At 52.3% G+C, this 14457-nt stretch carries 13 protein-coding genes; 12 read left to right on the plus strand and 1 reads right to left on the minus strand.

Annotated features, from left to right (window positions below; translation table 11 throughout):
- Positions 1 to 126 precede the first annotated feature (126 nt).
- The 11 genes from uvrC to flgM all read left to right on the plus strand — a co-directional run bounded on the left by uvrC (position 127) and on the right by flgM (position 12110).
- Complete coding sequence (gene uvrC / locus KJB30_RS08695) at positions 127 to 1989, plus strand: excinuclease ABC subunit UvrC (protein WP_214298462.1); 1863 nt, start codon at positions 127 to 129, stop codon at positions 1987 to 1989.
- Between the two features lie 2 nt (positions 1990 to 1991).
- Positions 1992 to 2570, plus strand: a complete 579-nt coding sequence (locus tag KJB30_RS08700; RefSeq protein WP_214298097.1) for a hypothetical protein — start codon at positions 1992 to 1994, stop codon at positions 2568 to 2570.
- Between the two features lie 136 nt (positions 2571 to 2706).
- Positions 2707 to 5019, plus strand: coding sequence for an endopeptidase La (lon, locus tag KJB30_RS08705; RefSeq protein WP_214298099.1), 2313 nt, complete (start codon positions 2707 to 2709; stop codon positions 5017 to 5019).
- Positions 5020 to 5204: 185 nt separating this feature from the next.
- Complete coding sequence (locus KJB30_RS08710) at positions 5205 to 5975, plus strand: MlaE family ABC transporter permease (protein WP_214298102.1); 771 nt, start codon at positions 5205 to 5207, stop codon at positions 5973 to 5975.
- A gap of 12 nt (positions 5976 to 5987) precedes the next feature.
- Entirely contained in the window at positions 5988 to 6458 is a 471-nt protein-coding gene (locus tag KJB30_RS08715; RefSeq protein WP_214298104.1) for an EVE domain-containing protein, read from the plus strand.
- Positions 6416 to 7207, plus strand: a complete 792-nt coding sequence (locus tag KJB30_RS08720) for an ABC transporter ATP-binding protein (RefSeq protein ID WP_496198532.1) — start codon at positions 6416 to 6418, stop codon at positions 7205 to 7207. Before KJB30_RS08715 ends, KJB30_RS08720 begins: the two co-directional genes overlap by 43 nt.
- A 39-nt stretch (positions 7208 to 7246) precedes the next feature.
- Entirely contained in the window at positions 7247 to 8329 is a 1083-nt protein-coding gene (locus KJB30_RS08725) for an MlaD family protein (RefSeq protein ID WP_214298106.1), read from the plus strand.
- A 24-nt stretch (positions 8330 to 8353) separates the two neighbouring features.
- Positions 8354 to 9907 carry a M16 family metallopeptidase gene (locus tag KJB30_RS08730; protein ID WP_214298108.1) on the plus strand — a complete coding sequence of 518 codons (1554 nt, stop codon included), beginning with the start codon at positions 8354 to 8356 and terminating at the stop codon, positions 9905 to 9907.
- A complete protein-coding gene (locus tag KJB30_RS08735; RefSeq protein ID WP_214298110.1) occupies positions 9904 to 11322 on the plus strand; it encodes a M16 family metallopeptidase in 1419 nt (472 codons plus the stop codon). The genes KJB30_RS08730 and KJB30_RS08735 overlap by 4 nt, the downstream gene beginning before the upstream one ends.
- 13 nt (positions 11323 to 11335) lie before the next feature.
- Positions 11336 to 11752 (plus strand): bacteriohemerythrin, encoded by a 417-nt coding sequence (locus KJB30_RS08740; RefSeq protein WP_214298121.1) that lies wholly within the window; start codon positions 11336 to 11338, stop codon positions 11750 to 11752.
- A gap of 76 nt (positions 11753 to 11828) precedes the next feature.
- Positions 11829 to 12110, plus strand: a complete 282-nt coding sequence (gene flgM, locus KJB30_RS08745) for a flagellar biosynthesis anti-sigma factor FlgM (protein ID WP_214298131.1) — start codon at positions 11829 to 11831, stop codon at positions 12108 to 12110.
- A 336-nt stretch (positions 12111 to 12446) separates the two neighbouring features.
- Here flgM and KJB30_RS08750 read toward each other — a convergent pair whose 3' ends face one another.
- A complete protein-coding gene (locus tag KJB30_RS08750) occupies positions 12447 to 12920 on the minus strand; it encodes a fibronectin type III domain-containing protein (RefSeq protein WP_214298133.1) in 474 nt (157 codons plus the stop codon).
- 298 nt (positions 12921 to 13218) lie between these two features.
- Between KJB30_RS08750 and KJB30_RS08755 the strand changes: the two genes are divergently transcribed.
- A complete protein-coding gene (locus KJB30_RS08755; RefSeq protein ID WP_214298135.1) occupies positions 13219 to 14229 on the plus strand; it encodes a hypothetical protein in 1011 nt (336 codons plus the stop codon).
- The last annotated feature ends 228 nt before the right edge of the window (positions 14230 to 14457 follow it).

Here is a 14457-nt window from a genome sequence, read left to right on the forward strand (position 1 = left end):
TGAAATTGCTTATTTTGTACACACCGAACCGAGCCATATAATTAGGCAATAGTGCCTCTATTTTAAGCAGCAGATCCACTTTAAGAGCACTTTTAATTCCGGCCAGGACCGGCTAGAATGTCTGGCATGAACATTGAGGAAAAACTACGACAGATTCCCCCATCGCCGGGAGTGTACCTGATGCGGGACGCCCAGGGCGATATTATCTATGTTGGCAAGGCGCGCAGCCTGAGGCAACGTGTGCGCAGCTACTTTGCCGCCTCGGGTGACTCCCGCTACCACGTCAAGTTTCTGGTGGCCAGAGTGGCTGATATCGAGGTGATGCTTACCGATACGGAAAAAGAAGCTCTGCTGCTGGAAAACACGCTTATCAAGCAGCATCATCCCCGCTATAATCTCAGCCTGAAGGATGATAAAACCTACTTCTCCCTGCGCCTGGACCCTCGTGAACAGTTTCCCCGCTTCAACATCGTGCGTAAAGCACCCCGAGATGGCGCACGCTATTTTGGGCCTTATGCATCTGCATCCTCTGCCCGGGATGTGCTGCGCCAACTGCAACGCATGTTTCCGTTGCGCCACTATCCGCTGGCCCGCTGCATGTCTCGTGATCGTCCCTGCCTGTACCACCAGATCGGCCAGTGCAGTGCCCCCTGCAAGGGGAAGATATCATCGGCCGACTATGCCATGCTCGTTGCCGGAGCCACACTTTTTCTGGAAGGAAAAAACCGGCAGCTGATGACTGAATTCAAGCGACGGATGCTTGAAGCTTCCGAAGAGCTGCGATTTGAAGAAGCTGGGCGATGGCGCAACCTTTTGCGTTCCATTGAAGTCACTGTCGAAAAGCAGAAGATGATCACGCGCGGCGGCGACAGCGATGCGCTCGGTTATCATCGTGAAGGAGACCGTCTGGAGCTGGCGCTGCTCTTCATAAGAGGAGGAGTTGTCACAGGAAGTCGCCTGTTTGATCTTAAATGGGAACTGGATGACGCCGAAGGTATCGCTGCTTTCATGCATCAGTATTACAGCGATGAGAACTTTATTCCAGAGGAGATACTGCTGCCCCTGGAGATTGAAGAACCAGAAGCATTGGCCGAGTTGCTGGGGGAGATCAAAGGGCGCAAGATCACTATTTCCCGTCCGGTACGCGGCACAAAGCGGGAACTGGTAGAACTGGCGGCCAAAAATGCTGCGGCCGCGCTGCGAGAGCGCCATGATCAGCGCGCATCCATCCAGACGACACTGGAATCCCTACAGCAGCGTCTACACTTGTCCAGACTTCCACGCCGCATCGAGTGTTATGACATCTCCACCATCCAGGGGCGCTTCTCGGTAGGCAGTGGCATTGTTTTCAGCGATGGGAAACCTGACAAGGAACGCTACCGCCGTTACCGCATCCGTGAGGTAGAAGGTCAGGATGATTTTGCCATGCTGTCCGAAATCTTCAGCCGGCGGTTTCGGCAGGAGGTTGTGGACCGGGAAGGATTGCCCGATCTGGTGGTTGTGGATGGCGGCATCGGACAGCTGAATGCGGTACGCGCCATCATTGACGGCTTGGGCCTGGAGGGCAGCTTTGACCTGGTATCGCTGGCCAAGAGTCGGCTGGACAGTGATATGACGGGCTCATCCCTGCAGAAAAGCACTGAGCGCATTTTTTTACCGGGGCGGCGCAATCCGGTGGTGCTCAGACAGAACTCTGCACCACTCCTGCTGCTTGCTGCCATCCGTGACGAAGCCCATCGTTTTGCCATTGGATATCACCGCAAATTACGCGGCAAGGGCAGCAGCAGCTCTGCGATAGAAGAGATTCCGGGCATCGGTACCAAGCGCCGCAATGCGCTGCTGAGGCATTTCGGAAGCCTGCAGCGGCTGAGGGAAGCCACCCTGGAAGAACTGGCGGCGGTTGAGAGCATGTCACACAGGAGTGCAGCAGCAGTATATCGCTGGCTGCACGGCGAGGACCGGACTTTGCTTCCGGTTCCGAAGGAGTAGCCGTGGCAGCAATAGACCACCAGGAAATCGCATGCCAACAGGTACTGGTCGAGGATTCCTCCGTTTTTTCCATCCAATGGAGCATCTTTCCACATGCAATTGCAGCCGGTTTAACCCCTCACCTGCTACTTGAACGTTACCTGTGTCATATCCGCCGCTGCACATGTACCCTTATCCGTCCCCGCTATACACCGGAAGGGATTGAATTCCGTCTGGCTGCCAGCAACATGAGCCTGATAAGCCTTCTACCTCCCGTGATAGAAGAGGGGGCTCTTGTGCTGCGGATCTGTGGGGGTTTTCTTGTGCAGCCCCAACAGTGCGAACGGGGCGAATTACGCTTCAGCGTCGACTCAACTGAAAAGGGAGTAAAGGTTGTGCTTCAGCTTTCGGACTACTGCCCCCTGCTCCTGGGAAGCCCCTCCCCCTCTTTTATCAGGCGCTGGTTTTACCGCTGGACCCAGGCTGCCATACACCGCCTGGTAACGGTGCGTTTTCTTACCTTGCTGTACCGGGACCTGACCGGCAGCCGTTCGCCTGTCAGCATTATAAAGGTCAGGGAGCGCGAGGGACGGTCCATCTGAGCCACCCCCTATTGTTCCAGTATTTCCAAAGGGATACCTCTTCGAGCCCTTACGTTGCCTGCCTTCTTATATGTTGAAACTAAGTTAAAGTGTGCTAGAGTTAATTCTCACTACAGCCACACAAAGGACTCTCTCCATGCCCCATACCAACATAGAAATACCCGAACAACTTCCTATCTATGGACATAAAGAGATGGTCGCCTTTCCCTACATGATCTTTCCGGTCTTTGTGGACGATCATGATGTACAGATATTCACGGAAGCGGATAAATACGAGAAGCTTGTTGCAATAGTGCTGAGGCGAACTGGAGAAACTGGCGATGCAGCCTCCGATTTGAGCGGAATAGGAACACTCTGTCGAGTCAACCAGATAAAAAAAACCGGCGACGGAAAATTCAAGGTGACCCTGGAAGGGCTCAACAGGCTGAAAATACTGGAGCTGGACAATTCAGGACCGTTGACTCTTGCCCACTGTGAAGTGGTGCGCGAATTTGTTGAAAAAAGCATGGTTTCAGAAGCCCTTGTGCAGAGCCTCAATGCCCTCCTGAAAATTTCACTCTCCTATGGCAAGCCTTTGCCTGACGATGTCATGAAAATGATTGATTACATCGACAATCCGGCACGCCTGTCAGACCTTGTTGCACTGTACGTTAACCTGCCGCTGTTGGATCTGCAGGAACTACTGGAGACCGTGGACCCGCTTGAAAGGCTTAAAAAAGTCTACGTTCACCTGACGAACGAAGTACAACGCATGCAGGTCAAGAGCGAGGTAACCAGCGAAGTAAACCGCAAGGTTGGCAAAAACCAGAAGGAGTACATCCTCCGTGAGCAGATGAAGCACATCCAGGAAGAACTGGGTGAAGACGATCCGCGCTCCGCAGACATGAGCGAACTGCGCCGTCGCATCGAGGAGGCAGGACTGCCCGAAGAGGTGCGCAAGATTGCCGACAAGGAACTGCAGCGACTGGAACGCATCAACCCCGCTTCCCCCGAGTATACGGTTTCCCGCACCTACCTTGATTATCTGGCTGGAATGCCCTGGAGCACCTCCACCTCTGACAGCTTGGACATTATCCGGGCAGAAGAGATACTTAATGAAGACCATTACAATCTAAAGAAAGTAAAGGAGCGCATCCTTGAGTTCCTGGCTGTCCGTTCGCTCAAGGACAACATGAAAGGCCCGGTACTCTGTTTTGTCGGTCCCCCGGGGGTTGGGAAAACAAGTCTGGGCAAGTCAATTGCCCGCTCGTTAGGGCGAAAATTCGTACGAATTTCACTTGGCGGGGTGCGGGATGAGGCTGAAATACGCGGTCACCGCCGCACCTATATCGGCGCCCTTCCCGGTAGAATCATCAAGGAGATCTTTCGCTGCGGCAGCAACAATCCGGTCTTCATGCTGGATGAAATTGATAAACTGGGCCAGGACTTTCGCGGGGATCCCTCAAGTGCGCTGCTGGAGGTGCTTGACCCGGAGCAGAACTTTTCTTTCAACGACCATTACCTTGATGTTCCTTTCGACCTGTCGAAGGTGATGTTCATTACCACGGCCAACCAGATGGACCCCATTCCAGGGCCGCTCAAGGACCGCATGGAGGTAATCCGCCTCGCAGGCTATAGCACTGCCGAAAAGCTGAACATTGCGCGCAATTTCATCATCAAGCGGGAAATCGATGAAAACGGACTCAAGGAGATGCCGCCGGTTTTCATGGATGAAGCAGTTGAAAAAGTAATCACCGAATACACCCGGGAGGCCGGCGTACGCAACATGCAGCGTACCATCGGTTCCATCTGCCGCAAGGTAGCAAAAGAAATCACACAGAAAAAACCGCTGCGCACCCCCATCACTCCGGAAGTTGTCAGCGAACTGCTCGGACCGCGCAAGTTTCACAATGAGGTCGCCGCCGAAAATGACCGGGTCGGCGTGGTCACCGGAATGGCCTGGACCGATACGGGTGGCGACATTTTATTTGTGGAGGCGACCAACATGCCGGGCAAGCCGGAACTGATCCTGACCGGCTCTCTTGGCGATGTGATGAAAGAATCGGCCCGGGCGGCACTCTCTTATGTAGAGGCTCATTTTGCCGATTTCGGCATTGCTCCCAATGCTTTTGACAACCAGATACTCCATATCCACGTCCCCTCAGGAGCTATCCCCAAAGATGGCCCCTCGGCTGGTGTCACCATGGTAACAGCCCTGGTATCGCTGCTGACGGACAAACCGGCCAAACGCGGAGTGGCCATGACCGGCGAGATTACACTTACTGGTCGTGTCCTGGCTATTGGGGGCCTCAAGGAAAAAGTGCTGGCAGCCCACCGTGCCGGTGTTCGCAGGATTGTAGCTCCAGAGCGCAACCGCGACGACCTTGAAGATATCCCCGACAACGTGCGCACCGACTTGGAGTTCATTTTTATCAATGAGGCGCGTGAAGCTCTGGCAGTGGCACTGTAAGACGGCAAACAAGATGCAGTTAAAAACGGAGGAATAGCAGGTAAAGCAAGCAACCGGGATGCTTCAAGGGAAAAATAAGTAGTTTTGGATTTAATCCTGGTTTATCTTGTAACCGTTTTCTTTATGGCTTTTCCTCCGTCCCCTGTATCTGTGTCTTGCAAATGTTTTCCTGTCATAGGTTTTGAATGAATATCGCTGTTATCGATAAAATCCTCATCAGGTTCTTCAGTGAACTGCAAAACTATTTTGCCCTGGCCGGCCAGACCCTTATCCGCCTGTTTATCCGCCCCTTCTACTACCGTGAATTTGCCATCCAATTCGACAAGCTGGGATTTTCGTCTCTGTTCATCTGTGTCCTGACCGGCTTGTTCACCGGCATGGTGATGGCACTCCAGGCACTGATCCAGCTCAAACCCTTTGCCGCCACCAGTTACGTGGGAGGCATGGTGGCAGCCACCATGGTTAAAGAACTTGGTCCGGTCCTGGCATCGATGATGGTAGCAGGACGGGTAGGATCCGCCATTACCGCGGAACTGGGGACAATGGTGGTCACTGAACAGGTAGATGCCATGAGAGTTGAAGGCACCGACATCATCAAGCGACTGGTCGTGCCGCGCCTGCTTGCGCTGTTGCTGGCTCTGCCGCTTCTTACAGTGGTGACCGATGCTATTTCACTGGTGGGAGGCTACATCATGTCCGCCGGTTACGGCATCAATCCAACCATGTACATCAAAGGCATTCCCCAGTTCATGGTCTTTCAGGACCTGATTGAGGGAGTCACCAAACCACTCTTCTTCGCCTTGATCGTTGCCATGACCGGCTGCTACGTGGGGCTGAACACAAAGGGAGGAGCCGAGGGGGTGGGCGCTTCCGCCAAGCAGGCTGTAGTGCTGTCATCGGTAATGATTCTGGTAACAGACTTTTTCCTGTCAAAGATCTTTGTGGCGTTCAGGTAAACGAGGGTACTCATGTCTTTCTGGCTGTTTAAAACCGAACCAGGCTGTTTCTCATTCGAAAACCTGAAAAACCGCCCTAACATGACTGAGCATTGGGATGGTGTGCGCAATTTCCAGGCACGCAATTTCCTGCGAGATCAGATCAAGACCGGAGATTTAGTACTCTTCTATCATAGCAGCATCCCGGAGCCCGGAGTTGTAGGCCTTGCCGAAATCGTGCGGGATGGCTACCCGGATTTCACCGCACTGGATCCGAATGGCGAGCATTTCGACCCCAAGGCATCGCCAGCCAATCCAATCTGGTTCATGGTGGATGTGCGCTATCTTAAAGAGCTACCGCGCATGGTTACTCTGGCGCAGATCAAGAACCACCCCATGTTGACCAACATGCCACTGGTCAAGCGCAGCCGCCTTTCCATTCAGCCGGTCCAGCAGGAAGAGTGGCAGATCATACTGGCCATGGGAGGGATGGACACTCCATGACAGGCAGCGATTCCATCGGCATGGAGAAGCTTTGCTATTCCATCAACAACCGCGCCATCCTTAAAGACTTTGATTTCCTCCTGGAGCGGGGAGTCAACCGCACCATTCTCGGTGTCAGCGGGGCCGGAAAAACCACCATACTTAAGCTGCTGCTCGGCCTGCTGAAACCTCAGTCAGGCAGGGTCTTCTTTGGTGATCTGTGCATTACCGGGCTCCGGGAATCTCAATACAGGGAGCAGCGCAAACGCATCGCAATCGTTTTTCAAGGGGGCGCACTCTTCGATTCCATGACAGTAGGAGAAAATGTCGGTTATCGACTCTTTGAGGAAGGTAAACTGACGCAGGGAGAGATCGAAAAAGTCATTTGCGAAAAGTTGAGTTTTGTCGGCGTGGAGAGGGCTATTAATTTATATCCATCCGAGCTCTCGGGTGGCATGAAAAAGCGGGTGGCCATCGCACGGGCACTGGCTGCGAATCCGGACTATATTTTTTTCGACGAGCCGACCACCGGTCTGGACCCTATTGGCGTCTACAACATCTGCAATCTGATTCAACGGCTGCAGGCGGAAGGAAAGACGACCCTGATGGTGACCCATGATCTGCCCACCGCCTTCGCCACCTCGGAGCGCTTTACGTTTCTACACCAGGCGCGGCTGATTTTCGAGGGAAACGAGCAGGAAATGCGGAACAGTGATATTCCTGAAGTGAGGGAGTTCCTGCATCCGACAGAGCAATCGCTGTTTGTATGACGACATAAGGCAGGACGCATCCGCACGAGGAGCAGCACCATGGAACGAAGCAATCAAATAGGTTGGGCCCAGGTCCGCGCCGGAGTATTTATACTCGCGGCTTTGATTATTTTTGCGGCCGGGGTGCTGCTGATGGGACAGAAAACAAAAATGTTCACCCCAAAAGGCAAACTGCGTGTTGTTATGGACGATGTGGCCGGTCTCAAGGAAGGAGCCCCGGTCTGGCTCGCAGGGGTAGACGTAGGCGTAGTCACAGCGGTCTCCTTCGATAACCCCAAGCACAGCAATGAAGTTAATATCCTCCTGGAAGCGGATTACCGTGCCCTGCGCAAGATCGGGTCCGACTCACTCATCACCATCAAGACTCGCGGTCTCATGGGTGAAAAATATGTAGATATCACCCCATCGCGCACCTATTCCGAAACACCTCCGGCTGTATTGCACGGCACCTCGGTTGCTAAACTCGACGATGTCGTTCAGAAAGCAGGCATGACTTTCGACCGCCTTAACACCATTGTGGATAGCGTCACCCAAGGCAAGGGCACTTTGGGCAGATTAACCACGGATCCGGCTCTGTATCAGAACATTGTCAAACTGACTGAGGAGCTGAGCGCCCTGACCATCACCATTAACAGGGGAGAAGGCACCCTTGGCAAACTGAACCGCAGCCCTGAACCCTACAACAAGTTGATCAGCATTCTGAACCGAGCCGATCGCACCCTGCAAGACATCCAGGCCTCCAATGGCACCATGAATAAACTGATCTATGACACCACCCTCTACACCAAACTGGTTGCTCTGGCGGACAAGAGTGTCCAGGCAGCAGATGACGTGCGCGAACTGAACAGAAAGTTTACCTCCAAGGATAGCACCCTGGGCATGTTGATCGGAAACCGGGAATTCTATGACAAGGGGCTCTCCCTGCTTACCCGTGCCGACAACTCTGTCAAGGCAATTGAAGAGATTACAGGCAGGATTAACAATGGTGATGGAACCGTCGGCAAGGCGATCAATGAGAAAGAGCTGTATGAACGGATGAGCCGCATGGTGGACTCGGTTGATCTACTGGTGGGCGATATCAAGAAAAATCCTGGACGCTACGTCAAGTTTTCCCTTTTCTGATTATTTAAGACATGCGAGGCAACCATGAATAATGTGCGGATAATAACAACAGCACTTTGGCTGACCACTATTCCATTGCTGGCAACAGCTAAAAACTTTGCTCCATCGACACCCGCGGCCACCGCTCCGGTCTCTTCTTCACAACCAGGATCAGCCCTGGAGGAAAAGGTAGTCGAACACACGTTAAAGAACGGCATGAAACTTCTGTTGGTAGAACGTCACACCTCACCAACTGTATCCGCCTGGATCCGCTTCCAGGTGGGAAGCTGCGACGAAAAAAGTGACGAGCGCGGCATTGCCCACCTGCTGGAGCACATGCTCTTCAAGGGTACGACCACCCTGGGCACCACGGATTATGCAGCTGAAAAACCGCTCCTAGACAAGATTGAGGGGACAGCCCAGGCATTGATTGCCGAGAGAGCCAAAGCAGACAAGGCCGAGCCGGCCAGGCTCACGGAACTGGAAAAGCAGCTTAAAGCTCTTGAGGAAGCGGCTTCCAAATTTGTCATCAAGGATGAATTCTTCGAGTTGTATTCTCGTAACGGAGGTGTCGGTTACAACGCCTTCACCAGTCGTGACGGCACCACCTATCTGATCAGCCTCCCCTCCAACAAACTCGAACTCTGGGCAGCAATCGAATCCGATCGTATGCAGAACGCAGTGCTGCGCGAGTTCTACACCGAACGCTCGGTTGTAATGGAAGAGCGACGGCGCTCATACGATGCCGATCCAGAAAGCAAGCTCTGGGAAACTTTTCTCGCCTCCAGCTTCCTGACCCATCCCTATGGTCAGCCGACCATAGGCTGGATGTCGGATATTGAGCAGCTGACCCGCACCAAGGCCGAGAAGTTTTTCCATAATTACTACGGTCCCCACAACGCTATCGTGGCCATTGTTGGCGACATTGATGCCAAGGCCGCTATTGAGCTGGTTGAACGCTACTTTGGAGCCATCCCACCGGGCAGCAAACCGGCACCGGTCACAGCAGTCGAGCCAAAACAGGGAGGTGAACGACGCATCGAATTGGTGGCCGAGGCTGAGCCGACCATCATGATGGGCTTTCACAAGCCTGCCATCAATGCACCCGATGATTATGTGTTCGATGTGATCTCCATGCTGCTGGGACAAGGACGCACGTCGCGTCTCCATAAGAAATTGGTGATTGAACAGCAGCTGGCAACTGATATCGGCGTCTTTGATGCTCCCGGCAGCCGCTATCCAAACTTGTTCCTGATAAATGCCAATCCACGCGCCCCGCACGCTGTTGCCGAGGTAGAGACATCCATCCTTGCCGAGCTGGAACGCCTTAAGACAGAGCCGGTCACGGCACGCGAACTTCAACAAATCCTCAATAAAATTGAATATGAGGAGGCACGGCGCATGGGCACCAACGGCGGACTGGCCCGGAACCTGACTGAATATGAAGCTGTTGCCGGCACCTGGCGTTATATGATCGAATATCGTCGGAAAGTTGCTGCGATCACTCCGGCCGATATCCAGCGCGTGGCACGAACCTACTTCACTCGTGAAAACCGCATGGTCGGCTTTATCACCACCAAGGGAGGGGCAGGCAAATGAAACTAAAACAATTAATACTCACCATTTGTCTGACACTCTGCACAATTACCATGGCCCACGCTGCCACCAGCGCCTCCAATCCCCGTACCATGGCCTTTCCTCCATTAGACTTCCAGATTCCAAAAGCAGAGAGGGTCGTTCTTGAATGCGGCATGCCGGTCTACCTGCTGGTCGACCCGGAGTTGCCCATCGTCAATCTAACTGCAATGGTGCGCACCGGCTCGGTATATGAACCTGCTGCCAAGGCGGGTCTTGCTGCAATGACCGGTACAGTCATGCGTAGCGGAGGAGCCGGCAAACTAACGCCGGAGCAGATGGATGACGAGCTGGAATTCATGGCCTCGGCTGTAGAAAGCAGCATTTCGTCAGACATGGGAATGGTTTCACTGACCTCTCTCAGCAGAAACTTCAACCGCACGCTGCAAATTTTTTCAGATGTTCTGCTGCGCCCCACCTTTAATGAAAAGCGTGTGGATATTGCACGCAAACAGCTCATAGAAGGGCTGCGCCGCCAAAATGACGATCCCAAGGAGATTGCCGGACGTGAAATCGGCAAGGCCATCTATGCCGGTCATCCGCTGGGTGTTGTACCGACCATTGCTTCTGCCGGAGCTATAACTCGCCAGGAAATGCTTGATTTCCACCGACGCTTCTTCCGCGTGGACAACATCATTCTCGCAGTCTCGGGCGACTTTGACCGCACCACCATGCTGAAAGAGCTGAATAAAGTCTTCGGTACAAAACCTGCTCTCGCACCCCTTGCTTTGCCGGAGATCCCACAGCCGTTGAATGCTTTTTCTTCGGAAGTCATTTATGCCAGAAAAGATGTCAATCAGACTGTGATTCGAATGGGACACCTGGGTGTAACCAAAGACACGCCGGACCTTTATGCCATACGGGTTCTGGACTATATCCTGGGGGGCAGTTTCACCTCACGTCTGACCACGGAAATTCGAACCAATCAAGGCCTGGCATACAATGCAGACAGCCACTTCGATATCGGCCGTCGCTTCACAGGCACATTCATTGCGGAAACAGAAACAAAGGCGGAATCTACTGTAAAAGCTATTTCTACTATCAAGGAGATTGTCGCCACCATGACCCGGGAACCGGTCAGCGAGCAGGAGCTGAAAACGGCCCGCGAACACATCATCAACTCATTCATGTTCGGCTTTACCAGTCCCGCCTCGATTGTCACCCAGCGAGCCAGGCTGGAATTTTATAATTATCCACCCGATTACCTGGAAACCTACCGCGACAGAATTGCCGCTGTTTCCAAAGAGGAAGTACTTGCTGCAGCCAGAAAATATCTCAAGCCGGATGCCTTCAAGTTAATGGTGGTCGGTGATGCGGAAAAATTTGATTTGAAAAGCTTTGGAAAAATTCGAGAGCTGGATCTGAAACAAAATTTCTAAAGGAGGAATTACTATGGATCTCTTTGAGTGGGACGAGAGCTTCTGTACCGGCATACCTCACATTGATGAACAGCATCAGCGGCTCATTTCAATGATCAGCGATCTGGACAAAGCCGATCGTGAGGGAACCGGTGGCCTCCTTATCAGCTATGTTCTTCAGGAGCTCATGCGTTACGTGACGCTACATTTCGAAGAAGAAGAGCAGCTTATGATGAGCTATGATTTCCCGGGTCTGGTCAGCCATCGCCAGGAGCACGATTTCTATGTCATGCGACTAAAACATGTCCAGGAAAGCTATCATGATGGAGATGCACTCAGTAAAAATACGCTCGCTTTTCTTAAAGATTGGATATCCTGTCACATCAAAGGGACAGACCAGATCTATGCTGAATTCATCCGCACCAAGACAGGTACTGTGAAATCAAACTGAAGAAAATGAATAAAAGGTTCAACTTTCGTTACAGGCTGCCGATGAATCCTGTAACGAATGCAATCCGGAGATATGTATGAAGATTGAAAACACTGTGCCTCAGCCAGTCGCTACGGCCGATCGACCGCGTAAAAACCAGCTGCTACCGAAGGAAGAGGCCCAACAACCAGAGAATCAGGGTAATGCTGCCTTCAATGTGCACTTGTCAAATCTCATGGAACGGAATGCGCCCCAAGGGGATGAAGATGAAATTCGCCGCGCCAAGGTAGCGGCGATCAGGGACCAATTGGCAGCAGGAAGTTACAACATCAGCGGCAAGGATGTTGCCGGTAAAATCCTGGAGGCTCTTAAAAACTGATCACAAAAAAGCCCCGCCAAAACGGCGAAGCTTTTTTGTTCCAATTGATATTCCCTATCAGGATGAAAGCGCCCGGGGTGCACAAAGATTTTTTGCTTCATTTGCCCTTGCGCCGCAATTACCACATTCATAGGCAGGCTTATCCGAAAGACTCCGGATACATTCATCCTCACCTTGTGCCCTCAGTTCACACATATGCAGCTTGTGAGATTCAATATCGCATGCCATGGCTTCTCCTTTCTCCGCTGTAATCAAGAGTCGATCCTCTATTAAAAATTCTAGCAGAGTTCCCATGCCGTGCAACCGCAGGTATAATCAGACATTCATTCAGCTTCGTTAGATTACAGCGCTGATTTCCTGGGAATAGCCACTTTCGTTTCCGTTCGCATCAAAAGCAGTGAGGACAAAATAATAATTACCAGGGGTCAGTCCGGGGACTGTGGCAGTCGTCACCTTGTCTACTGTTACAGTTGCGGAATATTGCCCTGGCTGATTGCCATAATGGATCTTGTAGCCAACAACCGCTGCATCAGGCTGTCCTTCTGCATTCAGCGAGGCATTCCAGGCCAGACCGACTTCTTTGGCAACATTCTGCACTGGTGGAACTTCTGGAGCAGCTGATGGTGTGCCGTTTTCAGCGACAGCAGGCGAACCGGCCGCAGGCGTGCCATTGTCAGCGACACCCGTTGAAGCAGCCGCCACCGGTTGGGCACCGCCGGCCTCAACGCTGGTACCGCCACCACCACCGCCACCACATCCTGCAAGCACCACGATCATCATCAGGGACAGAAACAAAAACTTCACGGGCATAATCTCTCCTGTATATGTAGCTGGAATAACTGCAGGAGCCATTAATCAGGAACCTGCAGTGAACGTAGCTACACCATAGCGGTTAGAAAAACTTTTAGAAGTGACCGGTATCACCCATGAGGAATAAAAAGATGTAGTTCGAATGAGGAAGGAGGAGATATATTTTCATGCATAGAAGTCATGTGGCCCAACAGCCGAAACAGCGCCAGCTATCTGAAATCTCTGGAAAATACGAGAATCATCTGTTATAAACAGGTCACATTTCGGCCTGCGCATCCGGCTTGCAAGGAGAAAATTCATGAGGTTTTTATTGTGTCTGCTGCTGCTCGTTTCCTTTGGCTGTGCGAGCAATCATTTCAACGTGCCAACACAGAATTTTGCCGATCGGGTCAAGGTATTGGGAATTGCACCGATAATGGTCGATACCGACTCGGATATCCTGATCCCGCAGAAGGAACAGTTACTGTCCATGATCACGGAGATGAACCGCAAATACGAACAACAGTTTGTGCGCAGGATTAAAAGCACCGGAAATTTTTATACTGTTGCGCTTCTGGATGGCGATCCGGCTGCAACCTTTACCACAATGCTTTACCGGCGCGAAAAACGCGACGATGCCACTATCCAGTACAACAAGTACTTCTGGAAAAACGAGGAATTGCGGGAATATATCCGCAAGAACAATGTGGATGCAGTCATGACTATCGTTGTCAGTGGCTTGAACAAGACTGATACGATTTATTCAAACACTCTGCTGAACTCCCAGAAAGGCGATTACAATTACCTGATCATGACCGCCCAGATTCTGGACGCCAACGGCACCATCCTCTGGGAATACCCAAATTTTCGAGGGAGAATACTTAAGTTTCCACCACTGGCCAGTCTGCAGTACCCGGATTTCAATGAGGCAGAAGCCAACCTTTCCGATCAGGCCAATATCAAGTTCAAAACCATCGATGGGATCAAAAACCATTTCAACGTAAAGCGAAAAGATTATCTGTTACGGGCAACACAGGAATCCGAAGCCTATGCAGAGCAGTTCGATGAGATGATTTTGAGACTTGATTTTGATCCGCATTCTGCCAGTAAAGCTTCAGCACCAGCAGCAGCAAAGCCGGTCGTAGAGCAGTCTGTCGCAGCTCAGCCTACATCAGGGCCAGGCACTTCCCCGGCAGCAGCCCCTGTGGCGGCAGCTCCGCAGCCCCCTGCCAGACAACCCGCCCCTGCCGTCACCTCCAAATCTCTGGCTGCCGAGGAGATCAAACCGGTTTCAGACGAGATAGTGCCTGCCAGCGGAAGCATTAACTAACACCACGTTATCAGTCAAAAAGCGCCACTGCCTTTCCTGCACCAGGAAAAATAGTGGCGCTTTTTTATTGGGTTTTTAGAGGCTGTTGATTTACTCAGGTTGTTCAAAATAGTCAGATCGTCGCAACCGGAGAACGCCCCGCGGAGGCATGAACTTAATCCGCCGCACACTTTCACCTGTGAAAGTGGACCGCGAAGGCGCCCGAAGGGTGAGGCCACAGGCCGAAGT

The organism is Pelotalea chapellei (assembly GCF_018531195.1).
GTDB lineage: Bacteria > Desulfobacterota > Desulfuromonadia > Geobacterales > Pseudopelobacteraceae > Pelotalea > Pelotalea chapellei.